We start from the raw sequence: 12,089 nt of genomic DNA, 5'->3' as shown, positions 1-12,089 counted from the left end.
GTCGTGATGAAACGTTGTTTACACTATACGGATGCCCTGCACGCTGCTTTGACCGCGTCCGGTTACTTTCACGGGTCCAAAGCGCTGCTGAGCGGAATAACGGCGAATGCATTCCGTTTCCAGACGCATTGCAGACTGACGGCGGACGCTATCCACGCTTACAACTGGAAAGCCGAGCACTGGCTGTCGGCCGATTTTCTCGGGATTCACAACACGGTTTGGTGCGGATTCACTGATAGTCCGACATTTCCGTTGTACCAGAAAGCCGCCTGGGACGCTGTCGCGAATGCGCACCGGCATGGCCGTCCGTCCATCCTATGGACGGGGAAGTTTACCGTGACCGATCCCCGCCACGACGCGCCGGGCGGAGCCGATTTGCTGTACGGTTGTCCTCCATTCTGGTTTTGCCAAACGTTCGGAGACAAGCTGGAAGTTCGCATGGAAGAGCTGTACCGCGAATCTCTCGTGCAGGCCGTCTATTTGTGGGAAAGGCACGACAGCGTGCTCCCACCGGAACAATACGGCTGCGGGGAACGCGCCTACGGCTTTATGCTCCAAGCTTTCCGGACCGGTGACTTTGACCGGACGGGCGCTGCGGCGGTCATACGATGGCTGCTGGAGCTGAAGCAAAACGTCCTTGCTTATCTGCAAGAAATCGAATCCCATTTGCCGGGATTGGGGCCGGTGATCGAACGATACGATCAGCTGACGGCGCTTTTTCGGCAAATGGAGGAACTGTTGCGCACGGCAATCGCCGAAGAAAAACCGAATCATCGGAAGGCCTTTCAAATGCTGGCTGACGCCACTTCCGAAGCGAGGCGGATCGAGTCGGATGCCATCATCCGCTTGAAAGAAATGTTTCGCGAAGTCATCGGCAGCCGGTATCGGAATATCGGTCTTCGATAAAAGGAGCGTGCATATGGATGAATTATACGGTTCGGCCATTTCGTGAGGAACATTTGGAACAGCTTCAAGCAATAGACGCAGGCACGTGGGGTCACTTCAAGTGGGACCGAACGATCGATCCGCTCAGTATGTTCGGCGCAACGGACGAGCGGGATCGGCTAGTCGGCGCAGGGGCGTTAATGAACAAGGATGCGAATTTATTAATGCGGACCGTACATTCTCCCTCGCTGCCTCAAGCCGAAGTGCAGCGCTTGAAAGCGCAGCTAGCCGATGCGTTGGTGAACCGGTTCCTTGAACGGCACTGCGAAAAAGCCGGCGTCATCCCCCGCTTGCTTGCCAGAATCCGAAATGAGGAGGATCGCAATTTGTATGAAGGGAGAGGGTTTCTTCCCACCGGGGACATCATTCAGCTGTATTTGAGAGATATTTCAGCGTCTTTCCCGGCCGTGCCGCAGCTTCCTACCGGAATCGAGATCAGGCCGTGGCCGATGCGTTCGTCCGCGGAAAAGGAAGTTTACCTTCGAGCGGATCAGTCCATCTTCCCGAACGATTACTCGATGGAAATGCTGAACTATATGCAGGGCGGTCCGGTCTGGTTCGTGATGGCTGCATTCCACGGAGACAAATTGATCGGAAGCTCCATGAGCTGGGGAACGGAGGTCGGGATCACGGAACGTCTATTCACCCTCCCCGGCTGGCGGAGAAAAGGCATCGCCAAAGGGCTGCTTGCCGCAAGCTTGCAGCAGCATCGCGAACTCGGCAGAACGCATGTATCGGCAGCGGTGTCCGGCTCAAATGTTGCCGGGGAAGCACTGCTTCGGTCGGCCGGTTTCGAACGGGAAGCGAAACAGATTCGAATTTATGAATATCGCTTGTACCAAGCATGAAAGTCGAGCGAAAAGGAGAATGTACCCATGTCCAAAACCAATCGAGGAAAAGCGCTGTGGAAAATGCCTTCGCACGGAAGAGGCACTTGCCCCGTATGCAAAACGATTCGTATCAAATTGTTGTATACCCGCAATAAATCGGACGGCAAGCAGCTCAAGGTGTGCAAGCGATGCATCAACGCCTCGCAAGCCCGCGTCGACGACGCGCAGAAGGTAGTGTAAAAACAATACGACCGCGCCCTATCGGTCCTGTGGGACCATTTGGGGAAGCGGTCTTTTGCTTCATGATCGCTTTGCGCGCAATCATACACAGAGAACGTAACGGAATCGTAGGAGTGCAACGAAGGAGATCAATCACCGAACATCCGAAAACGTCGGTGCTCGAAGCTGCTGGACTGGAGCACAAGCGCTTCGACAAACTAAGGTGACATCGCGTTCGCGGTCACCTTAACGGTCACTTGCGCCGAATCGACCGCAATGCCCAATCCTTTCAACTCGATCCGTGCCCCACCGCGTTGGCGCTCGTGCGATATCTTTTATCGCATGAATCGCAGCTTTTCATCCGCCAAAACACGCTCAGCATTCCGGCGCTGAAAAGAGCGGCCGAATGGCAGGGGGAGGAGGCCGTCGCTCACCCTTCGCGCTTTCACATGTACCGGGAAACGATCCCTACGTTCATGTTGTACACGGAACTGAACGTATCGGCCGAGGAGCTGCTGCGCATTCGGCAGGAGCTGAAGCTGTACTGGTCGCAAATCGATGATCTGGAAACGGTGTGCCGCAGGCTGGAGGAAACTGTCCCTCCGCCGTCGAATACAGTATGATTAATAAAGGGAGGGAATGCAGCGTTGACGACCGTATACGCATTTTTCAGCAAAGCCGCAAGTGATCCGTTATTGGCGAACCGCCTGAAAGCTTTGGATACCGTAGAAGCCGTCGTTCAGCTCGGAAGCCGGGTTCGCTTTTACCGCGGAACAGTTCGTGCATGCGCTTCGTCAAGCTTCCCGCGAAGCAGCGACGGAACTTGACGATGACGCATTGGCATCGGTTACCGGCGGGCGTGTTTCCTTAAGCGATCAATTCGGCGGCATACCTTTCGGCAGCCTTATCGGCAAACCATTACAGTAAACGGCTGCTGCGAATAACGATGCCATCGCGGCAATGAACGTAAATAAGCATGATGCATAGCACTGTCGTTCTACTGGTCGCTTGCTATGCTTGACTTGATTCCGGGCCGCTGCCAGCGGCTCTCTTGCGTTTACCTCTTCTTGCACTTTTTCGCACAGGCAGGTGTAGATGAAATGAAACGCGGACGTTTCGCACCGACCCCGTCCGGACCGATGCATCTGGGCAACGCCCTGTCAGCCTTGATTGCATGGCTGCACATCCGGAAGGACCACGGACAGTTCATTCTTCGAATCGAAGATATCGACACGCAGCGCTCCAAGCCGGAATATGCGCGGCAGCTGCTGGAAGATTTGCGCTGGCTCGGGATCGATTGGGATGAAGGCCCCGACGTCGGAGGGCCGTATGCTCCTTACGTGCAGAACAAACGCCTCGACCGCTACGAGTCGGCGCTGCATGCTTTGGAAGCTGCGGGGCGGCTATACCCGTGCTACTGCAGCCGTGCCGATCTCGCCGCCATCGCCCGCGCGCCGCATGGACTGGCCTCCGAGGGGCCGGCCTATGCCGGAACGTGCCGGAGGCTGACTGCGGCCGAACGCAGCACGAAGTCCGCGGCGAAAACGCCTTCGCTGCGGTTTGCCTTGCCGGATGCCCCGCTCCGATTCGTCGACGAAATCCAAGGGCCGCAGCAAGTGCCGGCCGGGAGCGGCGGCGATTTTGTCGTGAAGCGCGCCGACGGCATGTTCGGCTACCAGCTCGCCGTCGTCGTCGACGATGCGGCCATGGGCGTGACGCATGTCGTCCGCGGCGGCGACCTGCTCGACTCGACGCCCCGTCAGCTGTGGCTCTACGAAGCGCTAGGCTTGCCCGCTCCCGCGTTTGCGCATGTCCCGCTGCTGCTCGGCGAGGACGGCCGCAAGCTGTCGAAGCGCCACGGCGCCGTCGCGCTGCGCGAGCTTCAGGCTGCGGGTGCCGCTCCCGAGCAGGTCGTCGGCTGGCTCGCCCATGTATGCGGCCTGCGCGATCGGCTCGAGCCTGTGAAGGCGTCCGAGCTTTTAGGGGACTTCCGCCTTGAGAACGTCGGAAAGCAGCCGATCGTCGTAAACGGGCAAATGCTTAGGCAGATTGGTGAAGTGAGCATTAAAAATAGTGCAACGTGAATAAAGGAGCGCTCTACACACCCGAATCCCGGTGTGAAGCGCTCCTGTTCTTTTCCCGAATAGGGTTGTTGCTTGATCGAACTCCTTCGCGATTCCCTTTTGCGATCTGAACGATTCCCCTGTGAACGCGTAGGCAGCCGTTCGCCGCCTTTCCAGGTTTTTAAGACTTGACGGCTTCCGCCGAACGCAGCCCCGCAAGCCGCTCGGCTCGCTGCTTCTCCGTCAGCCGCGGGCACGTATAACAGTAAACGCCGCTGCCGGTACGGTAATGCATGCAGCAGGAGGACTTGAGCGCAATGTTCTGCGCCTTGTCTTTGATGCTTTCTACATACCTGAGTTTGACGTCGAAGGGGCTTTTCACTCTGTTCAGCAAAACAGGATCGAGCCCATCCTTGAGAAACAGGACATCCGCCGCAATTCTTGAGCGGACGTCTTCCCCTGCTATGGATGTACGCCACTGCTCCGTCTGGTTCGCCATCCGGCTCGGGAGCTGGCCCCACAGCTGGCCGACATCACAACCCGCCGCAGCGGCGACCGCCTCAAAGAGCGGCCGCACCGTATCTCTGTAGAAAGCGGTCAAGATCGTGCTGCGCCACTCGGAACGTGCGTGATCCCCCTCGGGCGCCTCGAGCACCGTTCCGTCCTGCAGCCGGAAGCACAGAGCGCACCTGTTTTCCTTATGTATCATTTGAATCGTCAAAGCGGCGAGCGAGGCATGAAGCGATACGTTGCATACGGATACCGCATATTGCATCGCGTGGGCGACGCCGCTGAACCATCCGCCAAAATATGCCGCAGCAGCAGCCGGTTCAAGCGCTCCAATCGCTTCGCCGTACCTATCAACAAACGACTTTGCCCGTTCAGGCTGCAGCAGCTCCGCCGCAGGAATGGAGCAAATGGCGTCCGTTTGGCCGGATAAGCTGACGTAAAACCGCTCCTCCACAAGCTTCCAATCCAATTTGATCACGCTGTATACTCCCCCGTATTTTCACAATCAACATTCGGTTCATTAGCGACTTTCCATACCGCTCCTAGAAAGCAACTGTCGTTTTCTTTTCACAAAATGAAATCGATTCTCAGGATCACCTATTCATCTCAAATGATAATGGTTATCATTATCATTTGTCAATGGCAACAATCATTATTTATGAAACAAAAAAACTGCCTCCGGTTATCATGAGCGGAGGCAGCGGGTCATTATCTTTTTCTTCTGGAGCGTTTTTTTGACGATATCGTGCACATGACATCTTTTTCCGAATAAGCCACTGTGTGATGATACACCGGCACGCAATGATGCTGTTTTATGACTTCAATCGGATGAATCACTTGAACGATTTGCGGATGATAATAGTTTTGGTACTGCTGTACAGGCGGATCGAACACTGTTTTTGTCGGGCATGTCGGACAAAAAGCCATTAAGCTCACTCCCTTGTGGTTTATAAAATAATATACACATATCATGACCCGATGGACTGTGTCCTTGCCCTACAGCATACAAGCGGAGCTAACTTTTTTGTCCGGACGCTCGTCTACCGCGTTAAAAGAAGCCAAGAACCATAAGGTTACTTGACTTCTCTGCATGTACGCCTTTATCTCGGTTTCAACCGCAACCTTATGTAGGTCCGATCGTCGAAAGAAGCGTTTCCTTTCACCAGCCCTTTGGCCAGCTTGTATTCCCGGAAACAAAGCGGATCGCACTCCTGTATATCCCGAAGGGCGTCTTCCGACTGCTGCAGCGTCGGCCGGATGGTTGGGTAGCCGTCCGATGCGAGCGCAAGCGATGTTGCATCCGGTTTGACGCACACCGTCTTGATTTGACCCAGGTCGAATGGAAAGCCGGTGACGGCAATATAGCCGTACTGGTTGGGTTCCTGCAAATTTTGCATATAATATTGCATTTGGATGAACGGACGCACCGCTTCGAAGCCGGTATCCTTCTCCAGAAGCTCCTCGACCGTCTTTCCTTTCCGAATTTCCGCTTCGAGGAATAGCGATCTCGTATTCGCGATGATGTCATCGACGATTTTCGGATTCGTATGCGCTTCTTCGTCGATCATGCACTGGCAATCGCCCACCATCCATACGGTATGCCGGCTTCGGCTGTATAGGATCATCGCTGCGGTAGGACGGGTGTACGGCGACTCCGTGACCGAATCGTACATCTCTTGCGCCTTATAATAACGGATCAACGTTTCATTGATGATATCGATGATTTCTCTGATGTCCGCATCTGCCGGCAGCATAGGGATCGTCTCGGCAATGACCCCTGAGATCACTTGCCCGGATGTACGCCCGTTGTACCGTTTGCCCGACACGTCGGTCGCCCCGTCGATCACACAAGCATAATCCTCCGTTACGCAGTATCGGTCCTCACACGTTTGCGGATCGCCGGTCTTCGAAAGAACACTCGCTTCGATGACTTCCATAGAATCTCCCTACTTTACTATACTATTTGATCATTTCGTCTATTTTTTTGTTCACCGCTTCTTCGTTTTCCCTGAGTGCGGTATTCACGTCTTTCCCTTGCGTTACAATGCTTTTCAAGGCCGCGGCGAGCCCGTTAATGGACGCCGTATCGTAGAGGGTCGCTTCATAATTAGCCATCTGCGTCTTGAATATAGCCTGAATGTTTTTCCCTTTCATGAAGGCCAAATCCTGCGCGAACGCCCCCTGAATTTTCGGGTCCTTCATGATGCTCGTTCGCCCGTTTTTGGACATATCCATCTGCACCTCGTCGGAGAGCACGACGGACAGCAGGCGTACGGCATCGTCTTTGTGCTTGCTTACTTTGGACAATACCATTATTTGTTCGTCGGGACTCATCCCGATTTTCGGAGCTTCCGGCCATACCGGAATCGTGACCATATCCCAAAACTCGGGGGACGTCTCCAGCCCGTATCCGAACAAGATGTTGCCTTCGGGAAGCATCGCCAGCAGCCTTTTCTTGCTGAGCAGCTCGGCGCCCGCGCTTTTGACCGTGATGCTGCCGTTGCCCGGAATTTGATAAATGCTCGCCATTTGACCGACGACTTTCCTCCATGGGTCCGTATTGATCAGCGTGCGGTTCGTTTTAGAGTCGACTAACGGCATTGACAGCTGGGCTCCGAGCCGCTCCGCCACATTCGGATCGAGCCCGCGATACTGAACCCCGTTATCGAGCCGGGTTACTTTTTTGGCAAGCTCCGTCGCTTGTTCCCACGTCATGCCGTCCTTCGGATAAGGCACGCCGAACTTGTCGAATATTTCTTTGTTGTAATACAAAACAGCAAAGCTTCGCGAGTAAGGCAGCGCCACAATATCCTGCCGTTTGGCACCCATCTTGATCGCGTCGATCGTCCCTCCCTCAAAGCGGTTCAGGTCGATTCCGTGCTTTTGGATGAGCGAATCCATCGAATCGAGCAAATCGAGCTGGGCGAGCTGCGGGAATCCGTTAATATTGTTTGAGACGATCAAATCCGGCGTTTCGCCCGACGCCACGATTTTTTCAAGATTGCCCGTCGTGTAGATCACGCGCTCCGCCGTAATCCACGGAAACTTTTTCTTGACGGGTTCGGTAATATACCGGTTGAACTCCTCTTCGGTTAAGTAACCCGTAGCTTTGATCCCCACCTTGATCGTCACGGGGTCGTGCTTCTCCTCTACCTTCGCGTTCGATTCGGGCCCCGGAGATTTGCTGCATCCGGCGAACAACAGCGCACTCGCGGTGAAAAGACATAACCCGGCAACCCATCGGCCTTGCAAAAAAGAAACAGGGCTCTTACCATTCGATGGAATCATTTGTATTCTCCTTCTATATGGGATTATTCATGATTTGCGTTCAAACAAACGATTTCTCCATAAAGTTCGTCTTAGGAGTCGATACATTACCGATTTAACGGCCCCATGCCGACAAGAGCGCGGCTCCCGCTTCGTTGAGGACGTCTCTCGCCCCGGCTGTAATGTGCTGCTGCATGGAAGCTTGATTCAAATGCTGAATGTAATCTTGTACAAATTTGGCTGCCTGATCTTGCGAGCCTTTGCCGAACTGGTGTTCCGCCTGTTTGATTTTAGCGGACAACTGAGTTGCCAGCGGACCGGTCAATTGTCCCGAAGCGATGTAATCCTCCGTAAGCCGTCTCACGACAGACGCGTTAATCAGCGTTTTCACCATTATGCTGCCGCTCGGCTGAGACGTACGGCCCTGTGCATCTACGGCTTTTACGTAAAACTCGTACTCCGCTCTCGGCATTAGTCCCGATGCGGTATAGACACTGCCGGTCACGGTTTGGTACAAGCTGCCGTTCCGATAAATATCGTAACGAATCGGATTTCCGCCGGGATCGCTGACCGGGTCCCATTGCAGCGTCACGCTCGTATCCGTCACACTTGCCGCCTTCAGATTCGCAGGAGCGGCGATCGCTTGCCCGGTAGAGAAACTCCACAGCTCGGATTTCAACTGGCGGCCGTGACGGTCTTCGGCACGAACATACCAATGCGCCGTCTGATTGGTGTTCAAGCCGTTCCACTTCATCTCCGCATTTTGCCCGTTCGGTACGTTCGTGACGGAACCGATCGCTTCGCCGGTGTATACTTTCGCTTCGAAGTAATCCGTCGCCACCCGTTTCACCTGCGGCTCCAGGTTGAGCGACATCGTCAGCTCCTCCTGCCATCCGGCTTGCGGCGGATCGTAAAAGTTGTAATCGTTCTTGTACGGTGAATACGAATTGACGATGACTTGACCGTTGTCCGCATCGAAGTGAAGCAACTTCAAATAGCCGGATCCGCCTTCGCGCAGCCCCTGGTAGTCGTTGAGCAGCTGATACACCGTGCGGTCGGCCACGCCGTCCGCGTTATCGTCCAGCGTGTCGATTTTCACCGAGCTGCCGGTGTAGTGCCCGCTCAGTACGCCGACGACATTCGCATTCGGAACGACGACGTTTCGGTAGATGGCGTTGCCGGTTTCCGAGCGGACGCCGTCAGGGTTGAGATAATCATGCACGGCGATGAATGCAGTTCGTTCCGGGTGTGACGCCAAAGCGTCGTTCATCCAGGCCATCTCCTCATCTCCGATGTCCCAGCCCATATAAAGGAACATATAATCTTTGCCGCCGGCGGAGACGAGATCGTAATGGCCCCGGTTGTCTTGGTAAGACTTCCCGTAGTGAGGCTGGTTACTGAATCGGTTTTCCCCGAAATAACGGGCGTAGTTCGTATAATTCACCGTGCCGTTGTCATCGACGTCATGGTTGCCGGCCAGCACGCCGTACGGGATGCCGGCTTGCTCCAGAACGCGCATCGAACGATCCGCTGTCTGCCATTCGAAATCCTGGTTGACCTCGTTGACTATATCGCCCGTATGAATGACGTATCGAATATTCATTTCGTCCTTGCGATCCCGAATCCAGTTCACCTGGGAGCTATAGATGTCGGGATACATCTCGGTATAAAACTGCGTATCCGAAAGCCAGACCATCGTATAATCGTACTGCTCTCTCGTTGGAATTTGGTCCTGAACCAAAACGTTCACCGTATGATTACGGACATATTGCGGTACGTCGACCGTTCCCCGCAACGTGAAATCCGCCTCCGTCTCCGGAATGGACGAATCGACTGCATCCCAGCGGCTTAGCCCGTAATCCCAAGCGTACATCGTCACTTTTCGTCCGGGAAGCGATTTGCCTCCCCACACAAGTTCTACCGTATCCCGAGTATCGACGGTTTCGTCCAGCTTCACTTCAAAGCGCACATATGGAAAATGCTCCGTCGAGTCCTGAATCAAGTAACGCCCGTCTTGGGCTGAGACGTCATCCGCCTCATCTTTGCTCAGCGCGTGCTCGCCGTCCGGCACGTTTGTTTGCGGAGGCTCAACGGGATAGTGATTCGTATACGCTTTAACATTCGCTGAACTCGCAGTGGTGTACTTGTTTCCTTTAAAGAATGTGATATCCATGTTCTCATAGACCGACGAAGTTACGTTAACCTTTAACAAAGGCTGCGTGCCGGCATCGGACTCGCCGTCGACCGGCGAAATAAGCCGGATCGCTGCGCTCAAAGGTTCCGCCGTTGAAAAACGGACCGTTTTCTCGGCCGCATTGCCCGCTTGATCCGTGGCCGTGACGTGGAAGGTGTGACTTCCGGGCGTCAGCAGATCCGATGACGTACGGTAGGGCAACTCAATCGGTTTAAGATCCAGCGTGGCTTTGACGGACGGAAGTCCCGATCCTTGATCGGAAACGGCCGCATCGACAACAAAGGCGCCTACGTACTGTCTTCCTTCGGATAATGTCGATTCGATGACCGGCTTGGTATTATCAACCACCACCCGAACGACTGCCTCCTTGTTATTAGGGGCTGCCACCTTAAGCCAATGCTCGCCGTCGCGTATGCCGGTTGTATCCCAGTTGAGCGCGAGCGAAGTCATGCGATCCGCCGAAAGTTGGAATGTAAAGTCTACCGCAGGCAAATACCGTCCTCCGTCGCCCATGTCAAAAACGAGCTTCGGATCGCTGTACTTGGGGTCTCGCAAGACGGTTCCGTCCGCCATGATCAGCCTGACGTTGCGAACGTTGAAATCGTCCAGATTGACGCCGGGCGTCGTCTCGAACGGAGTCTTCTTGGACCCGGCGCGAAGCGTAATCGTGTTGCTGCCCTCGGCCAATCGTTCCGGTCCGATCGGCACGGCGACCGTCGTATACCCGGCGATGGCATAATCGAGCAGGTGGACAACGTCGTTACCCATCGTCACTGCATTTTGAAACGTCGCATCGATACCTTCCGCTTCGAATACGAAGAAGCTTGGCTGCTCCAGCTTGCGGTACGTATGACCGACGACCGTGCCGTCGAGATATAGAGCTAAGTTACTCGGAGCGGTGCCGTTCATCGTCGCCTGGACGAGGCGCGTGCCGGATACGGCTTCTCCGTCTTTTAAATTCAGCCTGGGATTGTTGTCGGTTCTGATGATGGGGATGGTGTAAGTCTCGCTGGTTGTCTGATGCGTTCCATCGGAGGCTGTAAAATAATAGTGCAGTGCTTCGCTGTCGATCGTGTTCATGAAATCGACGGCATGTTTGAAAAACCCGTCGCTGCGGTCCCTTCCCAGACTTACCTGTGTGAATTCGGATTGCTCGGCATTTTTGTAATACAGCGTCATCGTGACGACCCGTACGTCATCCCGGGCGTCGGCTACGATCTCGATACTTTCAAGCGGCCGTGCCGAGGTTGTGCGGGTAACATTCGTAATCGCAGGCGCCGATGCATCGCCCAAGTGAAGCAGCCGTTCCGGAACTTGACCGGGCTCGACGGTACCGGGCGAAGCCGGTTTGGTCCGTGCGCTCGTTTTCACCATACGATTCGAACCGTCCTCAGGGTATTTGAACAAAACTCCTTTATTGGACGCCACGTCAAAGGAACCGTCATTGTATGCGGCAACGGCGATTTCTTCCCCGGCGTTCGTCACGACGAGAAGTTCCCGCATTCTTTCGTTGACGAGCCCATTGGTCATTACTTTCACCAAGCTGACGTTGTCCGTCAGACTGCTACCGAAATTCGCATTAAAATCGGCCGCCGTTTTGCTCTGGTTGGCCTCGTTGCCAAGCCACACGACGAGCGTCCCGCCCGGTGCGATCGGCAAATGCCGCTGCGCCGGCTTCCATACCACGTCTCTTTGCGGGCCGCTCGGGTACCGGTACACAAGCGCATAATCCGCAAAATCAATTGCTTGGTCCGTCGCATTGTATACTTCGACAAATTCGTATCCGTCCGAGCTGCCGACGTTGGTCGTGTCGGGGACGACCTCCGTAATGAGCAGCGGGGGTACGGTTACGGCGGCGGCCGAAGGGGCTCTATTGTCCTCCGCAGCCAAGGCAGGAGCTTGCATTTGCATTACGGTGGTCGTCCATACGCAAAGCAGGGTTAACCAACATATGACTTTCTTCATAACATCCCTATCTTTCTTCTTGGATTCGATTGGGTGGATATCATGTCCGCTGAAAGTTTTGTTGTTCTCGCCTAAGCTTGGTAGTTAGCGGGACGG

10 protein-coding genes are annotated in these 12,089 nt (G+C 54.7%); 6 read left to right on the top strand and 4 right to left on the bottom strand.

Annotated features, from left to right (window positions below; all coding sequences use genetic code 11):
• Window positions 1–6: 6 nt before the first annotated feature.
• The 6 genes from ACFQI7_RS20240 to gluQRS all read left to right on the top strand — a co-directional run bounded on the left by ACFQI7_RS20240 (window position 7) and on the right by gluQRS (window position 4,078).
• Window positions 7–906, top strand: a complete 900-nt coding sequence (locus ACFQI7_RS20240; RefSeq protein WP_218100277.1) for a hypothetical protein — start codon at window positions 7–9, stop codon at window positions 904–906.
• Between the two features lie 17 nt (window positions 907–923).
• Window positions 924–1,793, top strand: a complete 870-nt coding sequence (locus ACFQI7_RS20235) for a GNAT family N-acetyltransferase (protein ID WP_218100276.1) — start codon at window positions 924–926, stop codon at window positions 1,791–1,793.
• Between the two features lie 27 nt (window positions 1,794–1,820).
• Window positions 1,821–2,015, top strand: a complete 195-nt coding sequence (locus tag ACFQI7_RS20230; protein ID WP_218100275.1) for a hypothetical protein — start codon at window positions 1,821–1,823, stop codon at window positions 2,013–2,015.
• Window positions 2,016–2,317: 302 nt separating this feature from the next.
• Window positions 2,318–2,617 (top strand): hypothetical protein, encoded by a 300-nt coding sequence (locus ACFQI7_RS20225; protein WP_218100274.1) that lies wholly within the window; start codon window positions 2,318–2,320, stop codon window positions 2,615–2,617.
• A gap of 24 nt (window positions 2,618–2,641) precedes the next feature.
• The gene (locus ACFQI7_RS20220; RefSeq protein ID WP_218100273.1) at window positions 2,642–2,821 is read left to right on the top strand and encodes a Nif11-like leader peptide family natural product precursor; all 180 of its coding nucleotides are present in this window, start codon (window positions 2,642–2,644) and stop codon (window positions 2,819–2,821) included.
• A 273-nt stretch (window positions 2,822–3,094) separates the two neighbouring features.
• Complete coding sequence (gluQRS, locus tag ACFQI7_RS20215; protein WP_218100272.1) at window positions 3,095–4,078, top strand: tRNA glutamyl-Q(34) synthetase GluQRS; 984 nt, start codon at window positions 3,095–3,097, stop codon at window positions 4,076–4,078.
• Window positions 4,079–4,238: 160 nt separating this feature from the next.
• Here gluQRS and ACFQI7_RS20210 read toward each other — a convergent pair whose 3' ends face one another.
• The 4 genes from ACFQI7_RS20210 to ACFQI7_RS20195 all read right to left on the bottom strand — a co-directional run bounded on the left by ACFQI7_RS20210 (window position 4,239) and on the right by ACFQI7_RS20195 (window position 11,939).
• Window positions 4,239–5,045, bottom strand: a complete 807-nt coding sequence (locus ACFQI7_RS20210; RefSeq protein ID WP_218100271.1) for a (2Fe-2S)-binding protein — start codon at window positions 5,043–5,045, stop codon at window positions 4,239–4,241.
• A gap of 622 nt (window positions 5,046–5,667) precedes the next feature.
• On the bottom strand, window positions 5,668–6,504 hold the full coding sequence (locus ACFQI7_RS20205; protein ID WP_218100270.1) for a hypothetical protein: 837 nt from the start codon (window positions 6,502–6,504) through the stop codon (window positions 5,668–5,670).
• Window positions 6,505–6,526: 22 nt separating this feature from the next.
• Window positions 6,527–7,855 (bottom strand): ABC transporter substrate-binding protein, encoded by a 1,329-nt coding sequence (locus ACFQI7_RS20200; RefSeq protein WP_218100269.1) that lies wholly within the window; start codon window positions 7,853–7,855, stop codon window positions 6,527–6,529.
• 94 nt (window positions 7,856–7,949) lie between these two features.
• Window positions 7,950–11,939 (bottom strand): FIMAH domain-containing protein, encoded by a 3,990-nt coding sequence (locus ACFQI7_RS20195; RefSeq protein ID WP_218100268.1) that lies wholly within the window; start codon window positions 11,937–11,939, stop codon window positions 7,950–7,952.
• Between the last annotated feature and the right edge of the window lie 150 nt (window positions 11,940–12,089).

Source organism: Paenibacillus allorhizosphaerae, from assembly GCF_042659105.1.
In the GTDB taxonomy this organism is placed as follows: domain Bacteria; phylum Bacillota; class Bacilli; order Paenibacillales; family NBRC-103111; genus Paenibacillus_G; species Paenibacillus_G allorhizosphaerae.
The sequence above is the reverse complement of the archived record's forward strand: the minus strand, read 5'-3'. Positions and strand labels throughout refer to the sequence as shown.